The sequence below is a fragment of the Dokdonella ginsengisoli genome, from assembly GCF_042652785.1.
Taxonomy (GTDB): domain Bacteria; phylum Pseudomonadota; class Gammaproteobacteria; order Xanthomonadales; family Rhodanobacteraceae; genus Dokdonella_A; species Dokdonella_A ginsengisoli.
In genome coordinates this window covers 325881-349130 of record NZ_JBHSHD010000005.1, presented here as the reverse complement: position 1 = coordinate 349130, position 23250 = coordinate 325881, and the positions used below count along the sequence as shown (strand labels likewise).

Here is a 23250-nt window from a genome sequence, read left to right as displayed (position 1 = left end):
CCGAGGATCACGGCACGACTCTTGAAACCTTCGCCGCGGCACCGAATCTCAAGCCGCGACGCGACTGGAGCCGGCGACCGATCGCCGGCCGGCGATCGCCATCGGACGCAAACGCTATGGACGCCGGCACCATCCTTGCCCAATGCGGCCTGTTCGCGGCACTGCCGCCGCCGGCCCTGCGCCAGCTGGCCGCGCTGTGCGAGCCGCTGGAACTGCGCGGCGGCGACGTGCTGTTCGGCATCGGCCAGCCGGCCGAGCACCTGTACCTGGTCGCGCTCGGCCGCCTGCGCGCGCGGCTGGCCGACGGCAGCGTCGCCGGAGACATCGCCCGGCTGGAACCGGCCGGCGAGATCAGCCTGCTGTCCGGCGAGCCGCACTCGGCCGAGGTCCACGCGGTGCGCGACAGCCTGCTGCTGCGCCTGCCGCGCGCGCCGCTGCTCGAGTTCCTGCAGGCGCATCCGGCCACGCTGCTCGCGCTGACGCGCACGATCGTGCAGCGCATGCGCCGCAACCAGCGCGAGGCGGTGAAGGAAACCGCGCGCCGCGGCCAGACCCTGGCGCTGATCGGCGGCGGCGGCCTCGACGTCGCCGCGCTGGCGCGGCGCCTGCAGGACGCGCTCGCCGGCGGCGGCGCGCCGACCGAGCTGATCGGCGCCGACACCATCGACGCGGTGTTCGGCGCCGGCGCCGCGCACGCGCCGCTGCGCGAGATCGAATTCGACGCGCAGCGCATGGCCTGGGTCGGCCGCATCGAGAATTCCGGCCACACGCTGCTGCTGCACGCGCGCGCGGAGGACCCGCTCTGGGCCGAACGCTGCCTGCGCCAGGCCGACCGCATCCTGGTCGCGGTCGATTCCGCCGAACCGGCACGCGACACCGCGCTGCTCGCGCGCCTGCGCGAACTCGCCCTGCGCACGCCGGTGGAACTGCTGATCCTGCGCCCGGAAGGCGTCGCCGCCGGCGACGTGCAGGGCTGGCGCCGGCTCGGCGGCGCGCGTGCGCATTATTTCCTGCGCCCGCAGCCGGAGTCGGCCGACGCCGCGGACTGGGCCAGCCTCGCGCGCCAGCTCAGCGGGCGCGGACTGGGCCTGGTGCTCGGCGGCGGCGGCGCGCGCGGCTTCGCCCACATCGGCCTGATGCGCGCGCTGGAGCAGCTGCGCATCCCGGTCGACCTCGCCGGCGGCACCAGCATGGGCGCGTTCTTCGCCGCGCTGCGCGCCTGCGGCGCCGACAGCCACGAGATGCTGCGCGTCGCGCGCGAGACCTTCGTCGAGCACAACTACCTCAACGACTACGTGCTGCCGCGCGTGTCGCTGATCCGCGGACGCAAGTTCCTCGCGCACCTGCGCGCGATCTTCGGCGAGCAACGCATCGAGGAACTGCGCCTGCCGTACTTCGCGGTCAGCACCAACCTCTCGCGCGCGACCACGATGGTGCACGACAGCGGGCCGCTGGCGGTGTGGATCGGCACCAGCATGTCGGTACCGGGCTTCTCGCCGCCGGTCGCCTACCGCGGCGAGCTGCTGGTCGACGGCGCCGTCACCAACAGCCTGCCGACCGACGTGATGCTGCAGCTCGGCCGCGGCCCGATCGTCGCCTCCGACGTCAGCACCGACGGCAGCCTGCTCGCGCCGGGCATCGAAGGCCCCGACCAGGAGGCCCTGCTGAACCAGGCGGTGCGCCCGCCGGTGAGCCTGATCGACATCCTGTTCGCCAGCGCCGTGCTGACCAGCGAAAGCGGCGTGCGCCAGCGTGCCTCGCGCGCGGACCTCTACCTGCGCATGCCGGTAAGCGGCATCGGCCTGTTCGACTGGAAGCAGATCGACGCGATCGTCGAGCGCTGCTGCGAGTACGCGCTGCCGCGGCTGGAGGCGTTCGGAAGCGGGCTGCCGGTTGCTTGATGGGAGCTTCGAAAACCCCGCATGCAGCGCTGCCCGAACCTTGCACGTAGCGCCGCCCGTGCGGCGCCGGAAACGGCTCCACCGGCCAGTGCGTGATCACTTCGCGCGGCGCTTGCACGCCGTCATTCCCGCGCAAGCGGGAATCCACTTTGACTTTCCCCAGCGCGATCAAGAACAAGAGCGAATGGATTCCCGCTTGCGCGGGAATGACGTCGCCCGGGATTTTTCCGAATTTCCCGTCCGGCCAGCCCGGCTCAACCCGGCGCGTAGCCGAGATAGTCCAGCGCCGCCTGCAGCATCGCCGCGCTGCCGGCGCCGAGCGCGCCTTCGTCGAGGAAGAACTTCGGCGAGTGGTTGGACGGCGCCGCGGCCGGATCCTGCCCGGCCGGCGTCGCGCCGACGAAGAAGTACACGCTCGGCGCATTCAGCGAGCGGCCCAGGTGCGGGAAATCCTCCGAGGCGGTCCAGCGCTGCGCTTCCTGCACGTGATCCTTGCCGAGTGCGGTCTCCAGGCTGGCGCGCACGCGCGCGGTCAGTGCCGGATCGTTGTAGTTGACCGGATTGCTGCTGTCGGGCGACAGCGGGATCTTCGCTTCCACCGTCGCCCCGTGCGCGGCGGCGACGTGCTCGGCGATGTTCGCAAGACTGGCCAGCGCCTGCTTGCGCATGCCGTCGTCGAAGGCGCGCACGGTGCCGTGCAGCTCGGCCTTGTCGGGTACGATGTTGAAGCGCTGGCCGGCGTCGAAGATGCCGAACGTGACGACCGCCGGTTCCTTGTTGATGTCCAGCTCGCGGCTGACGATGGTCTGCGCGGCCGTGACGATCTCGGCCGCGGTCACGATTGGGTCGATGCCCTTCCACGGCGTCGCGCCGTGGCTCTGCCGGCCGCGCACGGTGATGCGGAACGTGTCGGAACTGGCCATCGCGCCGCCCGCGCGCACGGCAACGGTGCCGACCGACAGCGCGCTGACCACGTGCATGCCGAAGATCGCGTCCGGCCTGAAGTCCTTGAACACGCCGTCCTTGACCATCAGCGGCGCACCGCCCTCCTCGCCCGGAGGCGCGCCCTCCTCGGCCGGCTGGAACACCAGCATGACCTCGCCCGGCAGGTCCTTGCGCAGCTTCGCCAGCGCCGCGGCGACGCCGAGCGTCATCGCCACGTGCGCATCGTGGCCGCAGGCGTGCATCACGCCGACGGTCTTGCCGAGGTACTCGCCCTTCTCCTTCGAGGCGAACGGCAGGTCGACCTCCTCGGTCACCGGCAGGCCGTCCATGTCGGCGCGGATCGCCAGCTTCGGCCCCGGCCGGCCGCCCTTCAGCACGCCGACCACGCCGGTCCTGGCGATGCCCGTACGCACCTCGTAGCCGAGTTTCTTCAGTTCCCCGGCGACGATCTTCGAGGTGCGCGTCTCGCGGTTGGACAGCTCCGGATGCTGGTGCAGGTCGCGGCGCCAGGCGGTGATCTCGGGCAGCAGCGGCTGGATCTGCTGCGACGCGGTTTCGGCGGCGCCGGCCGCGGTGCCGGCAAGCGCGAGCGCCGCGGCGATCAGGGGTCGATGCATGGCGATCGTCCGTTGGTGGAGAAGTGCATGGGAAAGCATCGTGCAAGAGGATGCAAGCGTTGGTGGGGTTCGCAAGCGCGCCACGCGCATGGCTGCTTCGACTCACAACCCCAGCACCAGGTCCTCCGCCTCGACGCGGTCCACGCGGATGCGGTTGGCGAACAGCGAGAACGCCAGCATGCCGGCGAGGCCGTGCGCGTGCTGCACCCACGGCGGCAGCCAGCGCGGCGGCGCGATGGTGCCGTCGTCGAAGTACGGTTCCAGCGCCAGCACGTCGCGCAGCGCGAGCTTGCCGGCGAACAGGTTGCGGCACAGCGCCATGCGCTGGTGCTTGAGCGCCCAGCGGAAGAAAGTGTGCACCGAGAGCAGGCCGTGCAGGTAGACCGCGTCCTTGGTGAACGCGGCGCCGCCGCCGAGCGGCGCGCCGCGGAACACGCGTTGCGCCGAGGTGAAGCTGTCGACCTCGTTCTGGCCCGAGCCGAGGAAGAAGCGGAACACCTCGACGAAGTCCGCGCCGTGCAGCGCCATGTCGATGCCGAGGATGCGCAGGGAGATGCGCTTCATGCGCGCGATGTCGATCGAGCCGGACATCAGCTCGGCGAACACGGCCAAGCCTTCCTGCGTCGCGGTGATGCGCGGCGAGGAGCGCGCCAGCGACTTCAGGTGCGGCTGCTCGCGTCCGTTCAGCGCGGTCAGCGAATGCACGAAGGCTTCGTGGTTGAGCAGCTGGTCGCGGTCGTAGTCGCTGAAGCTGATGGCCGAGCGCAGGCGGATGCGCGTGGCGCCGGCCGCGGCCTTGGCGATCAGCTCCGGATCGGTCTCGACGCGGACCACCTCGGCGCCGAAGAACGCGTCGAGCCGCTGCTGCAGGTCGGCCCGCAACGCCTCGGCCGGAATCTCGCCGGATACCTCCTCCAGCGGCGCGTCGCTCGAATACTCGTCGGCGATTTCGATGAAGTGCCGCGCCGCGTCGACGTTGGTCAGGGTCGCGCCCGGCACGCGGTCGCCGGGCCGGCCGTACAGCGCTGCCGAATGCTCGGTGATGCGCGGCGTGCCGACCGCGTCGAGCAACTCGGTCGCCACGCGCCAGGATTCGGCCGTGCGCCGGATGTAGTCGCCGAGCGGATCGGCCGGATCGGCGGCGCGTTCGATCGCCGCCAGCGCCGTGCGTGTCTCGGCGAAGTCGAAGGTGGGGTAGTCGATCCGCGGCAGCCGGGCCTGCCCGCGCTTCCACGCCGTGACGAATTCGATCTCCGCCGACGCCGGCCAGCTGACCGAGGCGAGCAGGCGGATGCCGCGCGTGGCGGCGACGAGGCGCTGGTCGAGTTCGGCGTGGATCTCTGGAGTGGTCGCCATCCGCACACACGCCCTCGCATTGATGCGCTGCATGACGATAACAGACGCAGGGATTGCTATGGTCGCCGGCATGAGCTCCATGCCGGTTTCGCTCGTATTGCTCGCTTCTGGAGAGTTTGAATGAAGAACGTTCCGTTTCCCGCGCGCACGCTTCGCCTGGCCCCGCTTGCGGGCGCGCTCGCACTGGGATTGTCCACCGGAGCCACAGCCGCACACACCGACGCCTATGCGATGCAGTTCGCGCAACGTCAGCAACGCCTCTCCGGCGCGCTGCCGGCCACCGCCGCCGCGCCGGTCGGCCCGAACGCGACCCTGTCGGTCACCAGCTGCGCCGACGACGCCGACCCCGGCACGCTGCGCAACGTGATGATGTCCGCCGGCGAAGGCGACGTGATCGATCTCACTGCGCTCACCTGCAGCACGATCACACTGACACAGGGCAGGATCGACATCAGCATGTTCGGCCATCAGGTTCTGGACCTGACCCTGCTCGGTCCCGGCGAAAACGCACTCGCAATCGACGCGAACGGTGCCGAGGGCATCACGCACGGCGATTTCCTCGTCGGCGCGGGCACGCTGACCATCAAGGACTTGACCATCCGCAACGGCAACTACACGCACGGCCTGGCCAGCTGCATCCGCTCCAGCGGCAACGTCGTGCTGGAGCGCGTCACCGTCACCGACTGCCACGCCAGCAACGGCGGACCGATCACCTTCGGCGGCGCGATGCATGTGTCCGGCAAGCTGACGATGATCTCGAGCACGATCAGCGCGTCGAGCAGCACGGCGGCCGGCGACAACGTCGCCATGGGCGGCGGCGTCTACGTCGACGACCTGGAGATGACCGACAGCACGATCAGTGGCAACTCCGCGCGCGCCGACGTCGGCAGCGCCGACGACGGCTATTACATCACCGTCGGCGGTGGCGCCTACGTACGCGGCAGTCTGACCCTGCACAACAGCACCATCAGCGGCAACACGATCGAGACGACCAGCCCAGATCTGAAAGCCGATGGCGGCGGCGTGTTCGTGCGCGGCGAGGCGCAGATCATTGGATCGACCATTACCGACAACAGTGCCGACGGCGACGGCGGTGGCCTGTTCAAGATGGTGTACAGCACGTTCGGCGACATCAACGCCACCAAACTGGTGATCGGCAACAGCACCGTATCCGGCAACAGCGCGCGCTCCGGTGGCGGCATCGCCAGCTCGCGTGGCGTCGTCATCGGCAACAGCACGGTCGCGTTCAACACCGGCAGCCAGGGCGCGGGCGGGGTGATGTTCCGTCTCAATGGCGTGGAACACAGCCTCGGCGAACTGGCCCTGCAAAGCTCGATCGTCGCCGGCAATACCGCCGGCGACAGCGCCACCCTCGCCGCCGGCATCGATGCCGACGCGGCATTGACCGTGACGGGCGCGAATTCGCTGGTGCAGCAAGCCGGTGCCACGATCACGCTGCCGGCCGACACGCTCGACGCCGATCCGCTGCTGCTGCCGCTGTCGCTGAACGGCGGGACCACGCGCACGCACGCGCTGGCCGCCGGCAGCCCGGCGATCGACGCCGGCAACAACGCGGCGAAACTCGAGTTCGACCAGCGCGGCGAAGGCTTCGCGCGCGTCTCGGGCGCGGCCGCCGACATCGGTGCGTTCGAGATGCAGCAGCCGCCGCCGGACGAGGACCTGATCTTCCGCGACGGCTTCGACGGTGCGGCCGAACCGCCCACCGTCGAGTACGCCTACGACGACGGCGACGGTGACACCAACCAGGGCCCGCCGTCGACCTTCGACCCGGACATGCTTTGGGGCAACTACTTCATGGCCCAGCCCGGCGGCGAGGTCATCACGAAGATCTCGGTCGCGTTCGGCCCGACCTTCCCGTCGCTGGCCAACGGCCCGGTCACGTTCTGGCTGCTGCAGGACGACGACGGCGACCTCGACCCGCGCAACGCGCACGTGGTCGCCAGCGTGGCGGCCACGCCGAACGTGGTCAACGACGAGTTCTTCACCGTCGAGATCTCGCCGACCTGGGTGCACGGCGGCTTCTTCGTCGGCGCCAGCGCCAAGCTGGAAGGCGGCGCGGACAAGCCCGCGCGCGTGGACCGCGACGACCCCGGCGACAAGTCGTGGTTCTTCTACGCGCCCGACATCGCCGCGACGATCGACGACCTCGCCGCGGCACCGTTCGGAACGCGCAACGACAACACGCAGTACGTCGCCCTGCCGGGCACGTTCATGGTGCGCGCGACGGGCACGTCGAGGCCATAGGTTTTGCACCGACGGCCTGCGTAAGGCGGGCTGTCGGTGTTTCTCGTGTGGACGGATCCGACGAGGCCGCTCGCGCAGAGGCATACGATGAACGAAGTTGTTCTCGTGAGCGCTCGATTCTCGAGGCCGGAGCAGAGATCCTTTGCGGCAATGAACAACGGCCGCAGACACCAGAGAAGGCGCGCTGAACCCGCGTCCTCTCACTTCCTGATCCGCCCGGCTCATATTGCCGGTTCTTAAATTTCTTCCTTGGTCGATCGACACCTGCTTGTGGGTTCGACACTGGGAGCGTACAAGGCATTTTTTTGACCGGTTGCCTCTTCTGTCCGATGGGCATCGAGGCTACGGAGTGTGACGTGCATCAGTGAAGGGAGGCTGGGCGAGTATTAGCCTGTGTTTGTGTGATCTGTGCGCAACACTGGGGCTGGGCAAGAGCGTAACTGCGATTGCACGCGCGACTTCGTCGCTGGGGAAATATGGGGCTTAGCTGCGAATCGGGCCACACTGATGGCCGCGCGGATTTGTCTGCTCGTCAAAACGAAGCGGGCGCACGCTCGTTGAGTGTGGATACTCGCCTGTGAGTCAGTCCAACGATACTCGCTGCGACTTAACGATTTGGACGCCCCATAGGCGTGGGACATTGAGTGGTCTCATCAGGGCTCTCTTTGTCACCGCGGCGTTTCTTTTCGCGGCCCCGGCGGTGCCATCGACATCCGATGGCTCTCTGAAGACTCGCGACCTTCGGGTCGTCGACGGTCCTGTGGAATTCGCCCACCACCGATTCACGCCTACGCCCGGAAGCCTTGTCGAATTTATCGACGACGACGCTGTGTCGCTACACGCAGTCGTTGACGGGACGGACGTGCGGTGGATGACGCGCGGCGACGACGGGACGTTGCGGTCCACGTCGAAAGTTTTCCAAGTCGTCCTTCGACGCTCGCCTCGCATTGATGCGAACGCGGGCGCTGCGCCCACATCAGACGCAAAGGGGACCTTCACCCTCGTGCAGAGGAATGGGGTTCCCGCCATTGCACTTAGCGGCAGCAAAGATGCGCGCAATGCCCCCCTCGCGATTAGTTGCACGCTGTCGATAGAAGACATGAAAAGGCTGATGCGCAATGACGCGGAGCCAGACCACACCGGAGTCTGCCGGTTTTGGTTCTTCGCCAAGCCGGACGTACTCGTGCTAGTCCAGCCTTACCCAACCGATTTGATTCACCTCGCCCCCTCGTTGCTTCCGGCCTTTTTCCGTCTTCTCGTGTCCAGCTTACAGGGAGAGAACTGATGCCTTACGTCTTTACACCACCCGAGCAAACGCAGATTCAGACCTTCTACAACGCCGGCCCCACGGCGCCCGGCCAAGCAGGCAATTTCGCCTCGATGTATGGTTATATTGCGGGTCGCCTGCATGCCGGAAAGCTGCCCCCCGACGGCGACCCCGAAGTACTGAAATCCCGACTGTGGTTCGACGGCGCGACCAAAGCCAATGGTGGATCTGGCGTCTTTTCAATTCTCATCCGGGAGTACACCCAAACACAGGGCACGCTCCATTTTGGCTCTCGGTTCTCGTCGCAGGTTGGGCCGCTGGGAATTCAAGAAGCCTCCAACCAAGTGGCCAGGAATGTCTATACGACGCTCAGCAACAATTCCTGGCAGTTGCCGACGATCAATGGCATCGCTACCCAGGATGCTACCGCTATAGGCACGGTTCTCTTCGCGGGCGCCCCTGGGGATACCGGGTTTACCCAGAACGCGGCTTGGTCCGGCGCCGCCCTCTTCACGATGCTCGGCAGTGACCAGACCAATCGGTGGGTTAGCACTGGCGCGAGCTCCGTATCGGCCGACACGCTCGATGACTATCGCAACTTGTTGTTTGGTCGCCTGAGCTACGAAGAGGCGCTGACGTCGGCGCTGGTCTACGCTCCTTACGAGGCCATCCAGAACGAAGAGATGTCCGGCCTCATCTCAGACATGAAGACGTACGCCGAAACATGTTGGATGTCGGGTGCCTTCAAACGCTCGGGATGTCTACCTACGTTCAAGGCGGTCATCAAGGGAACGGTGGCCGCGCCCGCCTTTGAAACCCTGGGCATGAGCTTGTCTGGCGATCGCGTTGTTGCACTGATGAACAGTGGTTATCAGGGCAAAGCCATCGCGCCCTCAGGCTACGCAGCAAGCGGTGACGCCTTTCGATTGTTCAAACCGATCGGCACCCAAGGTCAATCTGCGGCAACCAGCGTGTTGTCCCCTGACGCCCTGTATTCACAGGCTGTCGGAACGGGAAGCGGAGCCTTGGAAGCGAAGCAGTCTCTGCAAGCGCTCACGCCATTCATGATTGTCGGCGGCGGTAGTGCTGCGCCAGGCCCGGACCTCGCCGGAAAAACGCCCGAATATCTCGCCGATCGGCGCGACATGCTCACGGCACGCCTCGCATTTGATGGAAAGGATTTAGCCTACGGAGAAACGCTTTCAGGCAGCGCGATGCAACGTGGAACCACGTTCCGAGATGATCCGGCGTCAATCGTGCTTACTGTGGACAATCCGCTCTTGCCATTGACGCCCAGAGTCGTCGCGTTCGGTGGGTCGGGGCCTGACGTCCTCAGCGGCGGCCCTGGTGACGACAGGCTCTACGGACAGGCTGGCAACGATACGCTGACCAGCGGACAGGGCCACGACTACATGGAAGGCGGGCTCGGCAGCGACACTTACAACGTCGTTGGCGGAGGCGCCATCATCTATGACGCCGACGGCCAGGGTTCGGTCAAGTTCAACCAGACCTTGTTGACGGGAGGTGCTCGGCAAGGCGCGGATCTCTGGCAAAGCGCCGATTCGAGATTCCGCTTTGTACGAGCGACGCATGACGAAACCATTGGCCTTCTGGTCTTTGACAACACCACACAGCAGTCCTTCGAGATTCGTGATTTTCTGTCGGGTGATCTCGGGATCGTGCTGCAAGACGAGTCGAATCCGGATCCACCAACGGGCACGACGGCGCCGGCCGATACCTCCGTCAACGGCGTTCGGGACTACTACGAGGGGTCGCCACTAGGTGATCTGATCCGTGCCGGTGCCCAATATGATTACGTCTTCTCATATGGTGGCAATGACGTCATATATGGCGGTCCCGGTGCCGACCGATTTCTGAGCGGCCCCGGCGCCGATTCGGTATATGGCGAGGAAGACAACGACTACTTGCAAGCCGGTCCCAGCGTGAGCACAGATCCGCCGACTCTTGCGGGTGACACGGACGTCGTTGCAGGAGGACCGGGCACGGACTTGGTAGCGGGCGGCGTTGGTGACGACGTTGTGTACGCGGGATCCCCAGGCGATGAACTGGATGTCGGTGGTACGAACGCTCAGGGCGATTGGCTCATGGGCGGGCTTGGCAACGACCAAGTCTTCGGTTCCAACGAAAATGACTTCATCAATGGAGGTGCCGGCGCAGACGCTGTTCTCGCCGGTGCTGGCGACGATGTCGTCTTGGGTGACGGCAACTTCGACTTCTTCTTGAACGGTACGCCGATCTCGTTTACGAGTAGCAGTCCTGGTGCGGCGGCTAAGCACACCTGGAATGCCTCCACTCAGGTGTGGAATACACAAACTTCCGGCACCTTGCCACCGGGTCAGGCGATCACCATCGTTCTGACCCCGGCCAACCACTTCCAGTGGACGCTCGGTCGCATCGGAGATGATTTCACCTTTCAGCCTGTTGTCGCTCGACCGGCTGGTTACGACGTGCGAGTGGCCTCCGATGGCAGCAACGATGTGCTTTATGGTGGTCGCGGCAATGATTGGATGGCCGGCCAAACGGGCGATGACTATCTATACGGCGGCGACGGTGACGACACGCTTCACGGTGACGATGCGATTGCTTTGCCGTCCGGCAGCGCGCCCGGAAACGATTATCTCTACGGAGGTGCTGGCAACGATCGTCTGTTTGGCAACGCGGGCGCGGACTTCCTCTATGGCGAAGCTGGCGATGATCTGCTGGTAGGTGACGGCGCTGGCGAATCCGGTGCCGATACCCTCTATGGCGGCCCAGGTGCTGACACGCTACGGGGCGCCGATGGCGACGACGTTCTTTACGGGGAAGACGGCGACGACCCGGAACTCGACGGAGGGAACGGAAACGATGTTGTCTATGGCGGCAAGGGCAACGATGTCCTGCGCGGCGATGGCGGCACCGGGTCAGGCAACGATGTCCTCTACGGCGACGAGGGCGACGACACTCTCTACGGCGATAGTGGAAACGACATCCTCAATGGAGGGCTCGGTCACGACACCCTCGAAGGCGGTGCCGGCGACGATATTCTCGATGCATCAAATGGAAACGATATCCTCCGCGGCGGCGCTGGCAACGACTCTTATCGCTTCGTCGGTACGGATGCCATCTTTGTGCAAGGCATCGCCGAAACGCGAATCGAAGACAGTGCCGGCTCAAATCGCATCGTGTTTGGTCCGTACGTGTTCCCGGGAACGGTCGGACTCACCGTCAGTGGCTCCGACCTCATCGTTCGATACGGTGGACTGTTCGGTGCTCGAGTCGTAGGAGGAGCAAGCGGCAGCATCATTCCGATTTACGAGTTCTCAGATGGTCGGACATTCACCCATGCTCAAATGCTGGCCGGAGCGGGACTTGCCTTCGCGTCGATCAATTCGACGACTGCAGTTACCGCGATCTCAACGGGCAATGACTACATTCGAGGAACGGCGGGTGTAGACAACATCGATGCACTCGCCGGCGATGACGTCCTCTTCGGAGACGCAGGGGACGACATGCTCTCCGGCAACGACGGCAAAGACACGATCGACGGTGGCCCGGGCGCGGACTTGATTGCAGGCGGTCCTGGGGACGATCGCCTCCACGGATCGAGTGGGAATGATGTCCTCGATGGCGGCTCGGGCGCCGACGCACTGTATGGCGGTGACGGCGATGACGAACTCCAAGGCGGAATCGGCAATGATCGCCTCGAAGGCGGCGATGGAAACGACGGCCTGTTCGGCGGCGACGGCGACGACGTATTGGTGGGCGGCGCGGGTGTCGACCACTTGGAAGGAGGAGCTGGATTCGACGAGTACTACATGGTGCAGGGCGACGACGTCGCCACCGGAACGATCATTGTTGACAGTGGCACCAACGTCATCAGCTTCGAGCCCGGAATCGTTCCACGCGATGTTCGCTTGGTCTTCGCGGCAGGAAATCCGGATTTGACGATCACATACAAGGGTTCGTCCGTCTTTGTTCCCAATGGTGCGACAGGCGGCGTACTCTCGCATCTGAAGTTCGACGGCGTAGGTTCCATGACATACGCCTACTTCTTCCGCCTGCAGCAAAACTGGTAAGTCCACTGAATATGTGAGGCGATGGGTGCTAGAGCCCATCGCCTTTCGTAAACAGCGATAGGTCGTCTTTGCCGTCGATGCACCTCGAAGCGTGAGCACAAGCGGAACTTGGAATCCGCCCCCAGAAGAGGCTGATCGCCAATCAAGTCTTAGCGGACCGTGTAGTTTACCCACCAGTTGCTCATCAGCTCCCGCGGCACTCGTGTGCCCATTCGATTCGCCAATTCAAGCGTCTTCGCAGGTGAGGCATCACGCTCGCTTCTGACACCTTGGAGACCTGAACTCCACCTGTTCGTCCGACGGCGTACAGCTCGCGTAGTACCAGAATCTCGAACATCAACACCGCGTCGCGGAACGGCCGGCCGACTTTCTTATCGCGCGGACCGCGCGCCGCTTCCAGCGACACGCGGAATATCGACTACGGCACGATCTGGCTCAGCACCGCTAGCGGCTCGCCCAGCAATTCCCGCTTACGGTAGCGTGTGTCTTGATCGAACCGGCCGAAAGGGCGGGGCGACATCGGGGAAACTCCGGCGAGGGCGTGGGGCTACGCTACGTGATCGGTGGGGTTATGCGAACCGCTCATATATTTGCTGTCGGAGAAGCGAAGACGGTCTCTCTTGTGCCACGCACTTCCGCCGTCTCATCGCGGGTCGGCTCAGTCTGCAACCAATCGAGAAACGCCTTCACCGAGGGATGCCGCTCACGCCCCGGCAAACACAAGGCACGATAGCGACTACCGTCCACGCAAACGTCGCCGCGAAACGGCCGCAGCAATCCGGCGCACACGCTGCCGGCGACCATCACCGAACTGGCCAGCACCAGCCCCTCGCCGGCGATCGCCGCCTGCAGGGCGTAGTGCTCCTCCTTGTATTCGAGCAGCGCGGCCTTGCGATGCAGCCAGTCCACGCCGGCGCGCTCGCACCACTGGCGCCAGCCGTCCTCGTACAGCGTGGAATCCTGCCAGGTGACGGAGATCCGCGCCGGCGCGCGCCGCGCCGCCGTGGCCACTACCGAGGGCGCGCCGTAGACGCCGAAGGTTTCCGCCAGCGTCCAGGCTTCGTGCAGCCCGGGCGCAGCACCCGTGCCGTAGCGGATCGCCACGTCGATGCCGCGCTCCACGTGCAGGTCGACCACTTCGGGCCGACCCTCCACGCGCACCTGCACGTCCGGATGCGCCGCGCGGAAGCGGCGCAGCCGCGGCACCAGCCACAGCGCCGCGAACGAGTGCGTGGTGGTCACGGTGAGCGCGCCCGTGTCCGGCGTCGCGCGCAGCGCGGCCAGCGTGTCGGCCACGTCGAGGAACGCGCTGCTCAACCGCTCCTGCAGCTGCCGCCCCTGCGCGGTCGGCTCGACGCGGCGCGGCAGGCGCACGAACAGGCGCACGCCGAGCTCGTGCTCGAGCAGGCGCACCTGATGCGAAATCGCGGTCGGCGTCACGTGCAGCTCGGCGGCGGCGCGCTTGAAGCTGCGCAGGCGCGCGGCCGCCTCGAACGCACGCAGGGCAGTCAGCGGAAGGCGCTCGAACACGGGCCGTCTCCGGGATGAATTGAACTCATCCTGGAGAAATTATCGTCGTTTGCCAAGGCCGCCGTGGAAGCCCAGCATCGCGTCATTCCCAACCGAGGAGAACGATCTTGGCGACACCGGCGAAGACGCATACGCAAGAAAGGAATTTGCTGATCCTGATCGGCAGCCCGCGCCGCGACGGCAACAGCGCGGCGCTCGCCGAAGCGGTCCGGCGCGGCGCCGAGGCGGCCGGCACGCGCACGCAGGTGTGCTTCCTCGACGACTGCATCGCGCGCCTGCTGCACGACACGCGCAACCCGCGCGAAAGCGCTGCCGAAGACGGCTACGAGGAACTGTTCCTCGAACGCTTCCTTCCGGCCGACGGCGTGGTCTTCTGCACGCCGGTGTACTGGTACGGCATGTCGGCGCAGACCAAGGCCTTCCTCGACCGCTCGTTCGAGTACTACGTCGCCGGCCATCCGCGCCACGACGAAGTGCTGGCCGGGATGCAACACAAGCGCATCGGCCTGTGCGTGGCTTCGGAAGAAAGCTATCCCGGCGTGACGCTCGGCATCGTGCACCAGCTGCAGGAGTTCGCGCGCTACACGCACTCGTCCTTCGTCGGCGTCGTGCACGGCGTCGGCAACCGCCGCGGCGAGGTCGCCGACGATCCGCGCAATCCGGTCGCCGCGGCCGAAGCGCTGGGCCGGGAGTTCTTCGCGCGCGCCTATTCGGACTACCGCGCGGACTCGCCGCGCAGCACCGCGGTGTGGGCGGCGGCCGGCTGACTCAGTCGAAGGCGTCGGCGAACAGCAGATCGTTGGCGAGTGCGGCGACGGTCTGCATCCGCGCCGGCGACGGGCCGGTCGCCACGGTCGCGCCGACCAGGATGCGCCCCGGCAACAGGGTCAAGGTCGCCGCGTTCATCTCGTGCACGCCGTTGCTGGCGATCGGCACCAGGTAGCGCAGCTTGCCGCCGTCGCCTAAGGACGGGTCGAGTTCGAAGTCCGGCAGCAGCCGGATCAGGCTGATGCCGCGGCGGCCGTCGGCGGCGTAGCTCTGACCGGCGATCAGGTATTTGCCGTCGCCCTGACGCACGATGCACTTGGCCGTATCGGAGTTGTGCAGCGGATTGACCGCATCGGGACCGGCGAAATCCAGCGCGTAGCGGCGCACGCCGGATGGGCCGAGCATCAGGTCGGGCTGGCCGTCGGCGCGCCAGCGGCCGAGGTAGTAATCGTTGGCCGAACCGCCCACGCGCAGGATCGAACCGTCGTGCAGCAGCAGACTGCCGCCGCTGACGCCGCCGGCGGGATTGGGTTGCATCAGCGGGTCGTAGACGCTGTAACCGGGGCCGTCCGCACCGAAGCCGACGTCGGCCTGGCCGCCCGGCTGCAGGCGCGCGACGTACTCAATGTGGCTGTTGCCGTTGCCTACGCGGTGACCGGTCGCGACGATGCGCCCGTCCGGCATACGATGCAGGCCGTTGACGACCTGCGGCGAAATCGACATCGCCAGGCTCGCTTTGCCCGCGTCGCCGAAGCCAGCCACCGGCTGGCCGTCCAGCGTGTAGTGCGCGATCGCCAGCTTCGCCATCGGCATGGCCGCGGCGTTGCCGCCGACCAGCAGGGTGCCGGCGCTCGTCAGCGTGAGCTTGCTCGCGGAGTCGGCATTGTCGCCGCCCAGATCGAAGGCGATGTCCAGCACGCCGCTGCCGAGCAGGCCGGTGTCGAGGTCGCCGTCGGCGGTCAGGCGGTACAGCGTGAAGTCGCCGCAGCCGGCGATCGCCAGCCACAGGCGCTGCGCGCCGTCGATCACCGCTTCGCGCACGCGCCCGGCCGCGCACGGCGGCACGTAGGTGCGCAGGCCGGCGTCGCCGAACGTGTAGTCGGGAAGCCCGTTCGCATGCAGCCGGTAGACGCTCATGCGGTAGTCGTCGGCGCCGGCCTGCACGTTGCCGACGACGTACAGGCGCTGGCCGGCCGGCAGCACGGCGGCGATCGAATCGCTGCGATCGTTGCCGAAATGGCCCGAATAGAACCCGTGGCCGGGGTATTCGCCGTCGGTGCCGAAACCTGCATCGGGCGCGCCGTCGGCGGCGATGGCGGGACCGGCGATCGCGATCAGCAGGGACAGGACGGTGCGCTGCAGCTTGGCGGACATGGCGGCTTCCTCGGGACCTGACCGGGCATACGACAACCGGTCCGCCCGGGGATCACACGCGGCGCGCGACGACCGCAGCTGCGTTCAGGATCCGGCCGCGGCTTCCAGCGGAACGCCGTGCCGGCGCAGCCATTCCACCACCTGGGTCCGCTCGGCCAGGGCGCGTTCGTTGAGCAGTTCGCGCTTGAGCCGGAAGTAGTAGGGCTGGAAAGTGTCGCCGGCCGAATTGCGGACCATCGGCCGCGCGCCGGCTTCGAGCAGGGCGAGGATCGCGCCGCCGGCATTGACCGAGCCGGCGGCGTGCAGCGGCGTGTCGCCGTTGCGGTCGGCCGCGTTCGGGTCGGCGCCGGCATCCAGCAGCCTGCGCACCTGCGCCGGACCCAGGCCGACGATGGCGCGCGCCAGCGGCGATTCGCCGGTGACTGTGTTGCGGACGTCGGGGTCGCCGCCGTGCGCCAGCACGGCTTCCAGCAGCCGCGGATCGTCGGCGAAGGCGGCGGCATGGACTGCGGTCTCGCCGCCCTTGCCGACGCGGTTCGGATCGGCGCCGCCTTCGAGCAGGGTTCGCACCGCCGCCACGTCGCCGGCGACGATGGCCGCGATCAGCGCGCTGGAGCCGTCCGCCGCAACAGGCGTGGCGGCGTCTGCAGGAGCGGGCCTGTCGTCGTGCATGGAGACTCCGTCGCAGCCTGCCGCGCAGGCCGCCATCAGGACCGCAATGGCCGATCGCCGCAGGATGCCACAGCGCAAGCGGAGCGCGCTCGCGCCGGCGGCTTCGATCGGCGGGCGGATCGAAGCCTGGCCTCGCATGCGCCGTCCGTCGCGGCGCGGCCGCGCATCAGCGGCCGAACAGCCAGCCGGCAACCTTGCCGGCCACGTCGACGCCCTTCTGCGCCACCTTGCCGGTGAAGTCCGCGACCTTCTCGACGCCGTCGCCGGTGGCTCGCGCGAGTGTGCGCAGGAAACCGCCGCCGGTGGAGATCGCCGACGACAGCACGTCGCCGACCGGACCGTCGATGCGTTCGTCGACGGCGCGGGCGACCGCGTCGGCGCCGCGCCGGGCGGCATCGCCGGCGCTGTCGACGACGCCTTCGCCGATGTCGCCGGCGATGCGGAATCCGCCCTGGACGTAGTGGCCTTCCTTGAAGTCGGTCTGCGTCACGTCGACGATGCCGGAGGCGACTTCGTGCGTGTTGCGCGCGAGGTCGTCCTTGAACACGTCCGGCAGCAGGTTCTGCAGCGCCTTGCCGGCGTCGAACGGATTCTTGTAGCCCTGCTGCCACGGCTGCTGCTGGATCATCGCGTCGGTCAGCAGTTCCGGACTGTGGCTGACGGCGGCGCGCGTGAGGTCGCCGGCACCGCCCACCGCCGCGCCGATCCCGCCTCCGACCAGGCCGCCGAGCGGGCCGCCCAGCATGAAGCCGGCCACGCCGCCGACGCCCGCCAGCACCGGAACCGGCACGCGATGGGCGATCTCCAGCGCGCCGCCGAGCGGGCCGGTCAGCGGCTTGGGCAGACCGGTTTCGATGTCCAGGCCGCGCGGAATCGTGGTGATGTCCTGCTTTCCGCTCGGCTGCACGACGATCTTGGTGCCGAGCGCGTCCGGCGCCAGCAGGCCGGTCGGCCCGCTTTCCTGCGCCTGCGTGAGCAGGTCGTCCTTGAGCGAATAGGCGCGGATCGTGCCGCCCTCGGCCGTCTCGCGCGCCTTCTGCGGATCGATGCCCAGACGATCCCAGGTGTTGGGATGCACGCCGGAGGCGTCGAAGGTGACCGCCGGAATGCCGGAGACGATCGACCCGACCGTCGCCAGTCCGCCGCCCTGCGAGTGCCCGGTGATGGCGAGGTTGGACGGAGGATTGCCGCCGTCGCCGAAGTGCTGCGCGAACTGCAACGCGGTCCGCTGCGCCATGCCGCTGAACTTGTCGACGTCGCCGGTGGAAAAGCCGGTGCCCTGCTTGAAGTTGTTGCCCCAGTCCGCGGCGGTGCCGTCGGTGCCGCGGTACGCCAGCACGTAGTTGCCGTCGCCGTCGGTGTAGATCTCGGCCTTGAAGTGCTGCGCCTCGGTCTGCGTGTCGCCGCCGAGGTACTTGGCCCGCCAGGCCGCCGGCTCGTCGATGCCGCGCGCGCGCAGATCGTCGTCGGTGACCGCTTTCCACGGCTCCGGCGGCGCCGGGCGATTGCCGCCGTAGACGGCCGTGGCGAGCTTGGACAAGGTAACGTCGAATGGCTGCGCCTGCTTGCCGCCGGCGGTTTGTCCGAGCGTGGCGCCGGGCGGCAGGCCGTAGGGATCGGACGGCCTGGGAGCGGCGGGACCGCCGCCGCCCAGCCGGGACGCTTCCGGCGACGCCGGCGGCAGCTCGTTCGGCTGCGCGAACCCGATCGTATGGGCGCGGAACAGGGAGCCGGAACCGATCGCAGTCATGTTGCCTCCCGCAGGCGTTGTGCACGGCGAGCACCGAGCTTCACCGTATCCGTTCCCTCCGCAACCGGTCACTGGGGCAAACCCGAGCCCGCACCGGCCGACAACGCAGATCGCGCGAGGCCTTCAGTGCCGCCCGTATTTCTCGCCCAGGCGGCGGTTCAGCGCCTTGGTCAGCACGCGCGACTCGCTCTTGCGGCGCAGCTGCGCCTCCAGCGTGTCGGCGGCGGCGGCGAGTTCGTCGCGCAGTTTCAGATAGTTCTGCCAGCGGGCCGGATCCAGACGGCCGTCGGCGAGCGCGGCCTGCACCGCGCAGCCCGGTTCGCCGGCGTGCGTGCAGTCGCCGAAGCGGCAGCTCTGCGCCAGCTCGTCGACGTCGGCGAACTGGCCTTCGTCGAGTTCCTCGTCGCCGGTCAGCTTGAGCTCGCGCATGCCAGGCGTGTCGATCAGGCAGCCGCCGCTGGGCAACAGGATCAGCGCGCGGTGCGTGGTCGTGTGGCGGCCGCGGCTGTCGTGCTCGCGCACCGCGCCGGTGGCCTGGCGCGCTTCGCCGAGCAGGGTGTTGGTCAAGGTCGACTTGCCCGCGCCGGAGGAACCGACCAGCACCGCCGTATGGCCGGGACCGAGCCACTGCAGCAGCGGCGCGACGCTGGCGGCGGACTTCGCATTGACCGCGACGACGGCGATCGCATCGGTCAGGCGCTGGCGCAGCTCGGCCGCGGCGGTGTCGGCGCCGGCGGCGGTGTCGGCCTTGGTCAGCACCACCACCGGCACGGCGCCGCTGCCGTGGATCAGCAGCAGGTAGCGCTCGATGCGCGCCGGGTTGAAGTCGCCGTCGAGGCCGACCAGCACGAAGACGGTGTCGACGTTGGTCGCGATCAGCTGGCGCCGGTGACTCTCGCCGGCGGCGCCGCGCTTGAGTTCGGTACGGCGCGGCAGGATGCGCTCGATGGTCGGCGGCGAGGCCGGCGCGACGACGACGAAGTCGCCGACGGCGGGGCGGTCGACCGGGTCGACGTCGCGGCGCAGGAACTTCGCCGCCGGCTGCGCGTTGAAGGTGGCCTCGCCGTCGTGCAGCTGGTAGCCGGCGCGATGCTGGGCGACCACGCGCGCGAGGAACTGCGGCGGCGCCACGTCTTGCGGCGACGACGGCGCACTCCAGCCGATGCGGGCGAGGCGCGGTTCGTCGTCGGGAGTCGGCTGCATGGACGCGATTCTAGCGGCGATCGGCGCGCGCGCTGCCGTTTCGATGACCGCCCGCGCTGCGCCGGGCCGGATTGATGCACCGCCGCAGCGGCGCTGCTAGGATCGGCCGGCGTGTCAACCACAGGATCTTCGATGCAGATGCAGACGGTGGCGGTCAGCGCCCGCCTCGACCAGGTACGCTACGACATCCGCGGCCCGCTGAGCCGGCGTGCGCACGAGCTGGAGGCCGAAGGCCGGCGCATCCTGCGCCTGAACATCGGCAACCCCGGCCTGTTCGGCTTCCGCGTGCCGCAGCACCTGCGCGACGCGATCTCGGAGAAGTTGCCGCAGAGCGAGGCCTACTGCCACCAGCAGGGCCTGCTCGAGGCGCGCGAGGCGATCGCCGCGCAGCACCGCCGCCACGGCGCCGCCGCCGCGGCCGAGCGCGTGTTCCTCGGCAACGGCGTCAGCGAACTGATCGGCCTGAGCCTGAGCGCCCTGCTCGATCCGGGCGACGAGGTGCTGGTACCCGCCCCCGACTATCCGCTGTGGACCGCGGCGACGCGCCTGAACGGCGGCGTGCCGGTGCACTATCAGTGCCCGCCCGAGCGCGACCACCTGCCCGATCCAGACGAGATCGCGGCCCTGGTGACGCCGCGCACGAAGGCGCTGGTCGTCATCAATCCGAACAATCCGACCGGCGCGGTGTATCCGCGGGCGGTGCTCGACGCGATGGTCGCGATCGCCGAACGCCACGGCCTGGTCCTGCTGTGCGACGAGATCTACGACAGCGTGCTGTACGACGGCGCGAAGTTCGAGCCGCTCGCGCCGCTCGCCCTGGATGTGCCGTGCATCAGCTACGGCGGCCTGTCGAAGGTGCACCTAGCCTGCGGCTACCGCGTCGGCTGGGCTTCGGTGACCGGCGCCGAACGGCGCATCCGCCCGCTGCTGCACGCGCTCGACCTGCTCGCCTCCCTGCGCCTGTGCAGCAACGTGACGGCGCAGTGGGCGATCAAGCCGGCGCTGGAAGGTCCGAATGAAATCGGCAAGCTGACCCAACCGGGCGGCCGCCTGTACGAGGCGCGCGCGGCGATCCGCAACGGCGTGGCGCGCAGCCAGTTCCTGACGATGGTCACGCCGCAGGCCGCGCTGTACGCGTTCCCCGGGGTCGACCCGGAACGCCTGCCCGGCTTCGACGACGAGACCTTCGCGCTCGGCCTGCTCGAGAACGAGAACATCATCCTGGTGCCCGGATCGAGCTTCAACATCGCCGCGCGCAACCACTTCCGCCTGACCATGCTGCCGGAACCGGCCGTGCTCGACGAAGCGCTCGCCGCGATCGAGCGCGAGCTGGCGCGCACCGCCGAGAAGAAGACGCGCCGCGTGGCCTGATTCGCGCCGTCCCGGGCCGCACCGGCAATCGCTGCAGCGCACGGCGATCGCGCGCCGCCCGCAATCGCGATCGTTCTCGGCGCCGCCGCCAGCCGTCCCGCTACGGTTTCCCGTCCCGGCTCGCGCGTGCCGTCCGGCGACGCTTCACGCGGGCTTGCGTCCGAGCACGGCGCCGAGCGCCTCGAGCACGCGGTCGACGTTCTCCGGCGTGCTGCCGGCGCCCATCAGGCCGATACGCCAGATGCGGCCGGCCAGTTCGCCCAGGCCGGCGCCGATCTCGATGCCGTGCTCGTCGAGCAGGCGGCGGCGCACGGCGGCTTCGTCGACGCCGTCGGGGACTTGCACCGCGTTGAGCTGCGGCAGCCGCGCGCGCTCCTCCACGAACAAGTGCAGGCCGATCGCGGCAAGACCGTCTCGCAGGCGCAGATGGTTGGCGCGATGCCGCGCCCAGGCCGCTTCCAGGCCTTCCTCGCGCAGCATCAGCAGCGCCTCGTGCAGCGCGTAGAGCATGTTGATCGGCGCGGTGTGGTGGTAGGCGCGCGCGCCGACACCCTGCCAGTAGTTCATGACCAGGCCGAGATCGAGGAACCAGCTCTGCACCGGCGTCCTGCGCGCCTTCAGCGCGGCGACGGCGGCCTCGCCGAACGACAGCGGCGACAGCCCCGGCGGCGCGGCCAGGCACTTCTGCGAACCGGAGTAGATCGCATCGGCGCCCCAGGCGTCGACCTCGACCGGAATGCCGCCCAGACCGGTGACCGAATCGACGAGGCTGAGCGCGCCGTGCTCGCGTGCGAGGCGGCACAGCGCGGCGGCGTCCGACACCGCGCCGGTCGAGGTTTCCGCATGCACGAAGGCCAGCGCCTTCGCACCCGGATGGGCCTTCAGCGCGGCCTCGACCTTGTCCAGATCGATCGGCCTGCCGAACGCGTCGTCGACCATCACCGCGGTGGCGCCCAGGCGCACGACGTTCTCGCGCATGCGTCCGCCGAACACGCCGTTGCGGCAGACCACCACGGTGTCGCCCGGCTCGACCAGGTTCACGAACGCCGCCTCCATGCCGGCCGAGCCCGGCGCGGAGACCGGCAGGGTCAGCGCGTTGCCGGTGCGGAAGGCGTAGCGCAGCAGCTCCTTCAGCTCGTCCATCATGCCGATGAAGGCCGGATCGAGATGGCCGATGGTCGGCCGCGCCAGCGCGTCGAGGATGCGCTGCGGCACCGGCGACGGGCCGGGACCGAGCAGCAGGCGGGACGGCGGCTGGAAGCTGCGGAACGACGGCATCGCGGGCACTCCTGATCGGCGGGCGGCGGAAGCGCCGATCATCGCACGCTGTCGCGGCGCGGCCGGGCGGCAGGACGCCGCGACCCGGTCTTTCGGAGGTCGAAGCCGAAACGGTACTGGATCACGCTTTCCGGCGAACGGGCGTTTTTTCTTAACGGGAGCCAAACAACTTCGCAAAAATCGTTTGCTAAGGTCCGGCTTCCACGCGGTCGCCGGTACGGCTGGCGACTTTTCCACGAAGCCGTACGGGGAGCCCGCCTCATGCCAATCCAGCGGATGAAGTCGTTGTTTTTGCTCGCTGTTTTGGCCGCCCCCTGTACTTCCGTGTTCGCCAGCCCGATGGTCGACGTCGCCCTGAACAACTGGGAGATGGACCGCATCGGCACGCTCGCCCCGGTACTGCCCTCCACGGACGTCGCACCGGCTCCGGTCGTCGCACCGGCCGCGCCGGCACCGCTCGCGGCGCACGAGCCGAAGGCACCGAAAACCGGCGGCCTGCGCAACCTGCTCGCCGACTTCGCGATGACCCTGCGCGACATCCGCTACCGCCGCGGCGGCAAGGAGCCCTCGACCGGCTTCGACTGCAGCGGCTTCGTGCGCTACGTCTACAAGCACGCGCTGGGCAAGGACCTGCCGCCGAACTCGGCCAGCCAGTACCAGACCGGCATGCAGATCGCGCGCAGCGAGATGAAGACCGGCGACCTGGTGTTCTTCCGCATCAAGGGCAAGCGCATCTCGCACGTGGGCATCTACCTCGGCGAGGGCCGCTTCATCCACGCGCCGTCGACCGGCAAGCGCATCAGCGTCAGCGAACTGAACGAAGGCTACTGGGCCAAGCGCTTCGTCGGCGCCAAGCGTCCCAACGTCCTGTCCTGAT

General features: G+C 68.0%; 15 protein-coding genes. 7 read left to right on the top strand and 8 right to left on the bottom strand.

Annotated features, from left to right (window positions below; genetic code table 11):
• Positions 1-116 precede the first annotated feature (116 nt).
• A complete protein-coding gene (locus tag ACFO6Q_RS06000; RefSeq protein WP_380019663.1) occupies positions 117-1901 on the top strand; it encodes a patatin-like phospholipase family protein in 1785 nt (594 codons plus the stop codon).
• A gap of 254 nt (positions 1902-2155) precedes the next feature.
• On the opposite strand, the gene ACFO6Q_RS05995 is transcribed toward ACFO6Q_RS06000, so the two are convergent.
• Both ACFO6Q_RS05995 and ACFO6Q_RS05990 read right to left on the bottom strand, forming a co-directional pair.
• On the bottom strand, positions 2156-3463 hold the full coding sequence (locus ACFO6Q_RS05995) for an amidohydrolase (RefSeq protein ID WP_380019662.1): 1308 nt from the start codon (positions 3461-3463) through the stop codon (positions 2156-2158).
• A gap of 102 nt (positions 3464-3565) precedes the next feature.
• On the bottom strand, positions 3566-4819 hold the full coding sequence (locus ACFO6Q_RS05990; RefSeq protein ID WP_380019660.1) for a flavohemoglobin expression-modulating QEGLA motif protein: 1254 nt from the start codon (positions 4817-4819) through the stop codon (positions 3566-3568).
• 120 nt (positions 4820-4939) lie between these two features.
• On the opposite strand from ACFO6Q_RS05990, the gene ACFO6Q_RS05985 reads away from it, so the two are divergent.
• The 3 genes from ACFO6Q_RS05985 to ACFO6Q_RS05975 all read left to right on the top strand — a co-directional run bounded on the left by ACFO6Q_RS05985 (position 4940) and on the right by ACFO6Q_RS05975 (position 12427).
• A complete protein-coding gene (locus tag ACFO6Q_RS05985; protein WP_380019659.1) occupies positions 4940-7084 on the top strand; it encodes a choice-of-anchor Q domain-containing protein in 2145 nt (714 codons plus the stop codon).
• Between the two features lie 640 nt (positions 7085-7724).
• The gene (locus tag ACFO6Q_RS05980) at positions 7725-8369 is read left to right on the top strand and encodes a hypothetical protein (RefSeq protein ID WP_380019658.1); all 645 of its coding nucleotides are present in this window, start codon (positions 7725-7727) and stop codon (positions 8367-8369) included.
• Entirely contained in the window at positions 8369-12427 is a 4059-nt protein-coding gene (locus tag ACFO6Q_RS05975; RefSeq protein WP_380019657.1) for a calcium-binding protein, read from the top strand. The genes ACFO6Q_RS05980 and ACFO6Q_RS05975 overlap by 1 nt, the downstream gene beginning before the upstream one ends.
• A gap of 582 nt (positions 12428-13009) precedes the next feature.
• Here ACFO6Q_RS05975 and ACFO6Q_RS05970 read toward each other — a convergent pair.
• A complete protein-coding gene (locus ACFO6Q_RS05970; protein WP_380019656.1) occupies positions 13010-13957 on the bottom strand; it encodes a LysR substrate-binding domain-containing protein in 948 nt (315 codons plus the stop codon).
• Between the two features lie 146 nt (positions 13958-14103).
• On the opposite strand from ACFO6Q_RS05970, the gene ACFO6Q_RS05965 reads away from it, so the two are divergent.
• Complete coding sequence (locus ACFO6Q_RS05965) at positions 14104-14724, top strand: flavodoxin family protein (RefSeq protein ID WP_380019655.1); 621 nt, start codon at positions 14104-14106, stop codon at positions 14722-14724.
• A gap of 1 nt (position 14725) precedes the next feature.
• On the opposite strand, the gene ACFO6Q_RS05960 is transcribed toward ACFO6Q_RS05965, so the two are convergent.
• The 4 genes from ACFO6Q_RS05960 to rsgA form a co-directional block, all read right to left on the bottom strand.
• Positions 14726-16099, bottom strand: coding sequence for a hypothetical protein (locus ACFO6Q_RS05960; protein WP_380019654.1), 1374 nt, complete (start codon positions 16097-16099; stop codon positions 14726-14728).
• Between the two features lie 84 nt (positions 16100-16183).
• A complete protein-coding gene (locus ACFO6Q_RS05955; RefSeq protein WP_380019653.1) occupies positions 16184-16771 on the bottom strand; it encodes an ankyrin repeat domain-containing protein in 588 nt (195 codons plus the stop codon).
• A 166-nt stretch (positions 16772-16937) separates the two neighbouring features.
• Complete coding sequence (locus ACFO6Q_RS05950) at positions 16938-18521, bottom strand: Tle-like phospholipase domain-containing protein (protein ID WP_380019652.1); 1584 nt, start codon at positions 18519-18521, stop codon at positions 16938-16940.
• A gap of 123 nt (positions 18522-18644) precedes the next feature.
• Positions 18645-19724: a ribosome small subunit-dependent GTPase A gene (gene rsgA, locus ACFO6Q_RS05945; RefSeq protein ID WP_380019650.1), complete on the bottom strand. Its 1080-nt coding sequence runs from the start codon at positions 19722-19724 to the stop codon at positions 18645-18647.
• Between the two features lie 138 nt (positions 19725-19862).
• Between rsgA and ACFO6Q_RS05940 the strand changes: the two genes are divergently transcribed.
• On the top strand, positions 19863-21095 hold the full coding sequence (locus tag ACFO6Q_RS05940) for an aminotransferase class I/II-fold pyridoxal phosphate-dependent enzyme (protein ID WP_380019699.1): 1233 nt from the start codon (positions 19863-19865) through the stop codon (positions 21093-21095).
• Between the two features lie 144 nt (positions 21096-21239).
• Here ACFO6Q_RS05940 and ACFO6Q_RS05935 read toward each other — a convergent pair whose 3' ends face one another.
• Positions 21240-22373 carry a pyridoxal-phosphate-dependent aminotransferase family protein gene (locus ACFO6Q_RS05935; RefSeq protein ID WP_380019649.1) on the bottom strand — a complete coding sequence of 378 codons (1134 nt, stop codon included), beginning with the start codon at positions 22371-22373 and terminating at the stop codon, positions 21240-21242.
• Between the two features lie 324 nt (positions 22374-22697).
• Here ACFO6Q_RS05935 and ACFO6Q_RS05930 point away from each other — a divergent pair, with 324 nt between their 5' ends.
• On the top strand, positions 22698-23249 hold the full coding sequence (locus ACFO6Q_RS05930) for a C40 family peptidase (RefSeq protein WP_380019648.1): 552 nt from the start codon (positions 22698-22700) through the stop codon (positions 23247-23249).
• The last annotated feature ends 1 nt before the right edge of the window (position 23250 follow it).

Excerpts from the sequence above, each read along its gene's own strand:
- ACFO6Q_RS05940 (WP_380019699.1), top strand. The coding sequence starts at position 19,863 with ATGCAGACGGTGGCGGTCAGCGCCCGCCTCGACCAGGTACGCTACGAC.
- ACFO6Q_RS05990 (WP_380019660.1), bottom strand. The coding sequence starts at position 4,819 with ATGGCGACCACTCCAGAGATCCACGCCGAACTCGACCAGCGCCTCGTC.
- ACFO6Q_RS05985 (WP_380019659.1), top strand. The coding sequence starts at position 4,940 with ATGAAGAACGTTCCGTTTCCCGCGCGCACGCTTCGCCTGGCCCCGCTT.
- ACFO6Q_RS05935 (WP_380019649.1), bottom strand. The coding sequence starts at position 22,373 with ATGCCGTCGTTCCGCAGCTTCCAGCCGCCGTCCCGCCTGCTGCTCGGT.
- ACFO6Q_RS06000 (WP_380019663.1), top strand. The coding sequence starts at position 117 with ATGGACGCCGGCACCATCCTTGCCCAATGCGGCCTGTTCGCGGCACTG.
- ACFO6Q_RS05995 (WP_380019662.1), bottom strand. The coding sequence starts at position 3,463 with ATGCATCGACCCCTGATCGCCGCGGCGCTCGCGCTTGCCGGCACCGCG.
- ACFO6Q_RS05950 (WP_380019652.1), bottom strand. The coding sequence starts at position 18,521 with ATGACTGCGATCGGTTCCGGCTCCCTGTTCCGCGCCCATACGATCGGG.
- ACFO6Q_RS05960 (WP_380019654.1), bottom strand. The coding sequence starts at position 16,099 with ATGTCCGCCAAGCTGCAGCGCACCGTCCTGTCCCTGCTGATCGCGATC.
- ACFO6Q_RS05975 (WP_380019657.1), top strand. The coding sequence starts at position 8,369 with ATGCCTTACGTCTTTACACCACCCGAGCAAACGCAGATTCAGACCTTC.
- ACFO6Q_RS05955 (WP_380019653.1), bottom strand. The coding sequence starts at position 16,771 with ATGCACGACGACAGGCCCGCTCCTGCAGACGCCGCCACGCCTGTTGCG.
- rsgA (WP_380019650.1), bottom strand. The coding sequence starts at position 19,724 with ATGCAGCCGACTCCCGACGACGAACCGCGCCTCGCCCGCATCGGCTGG.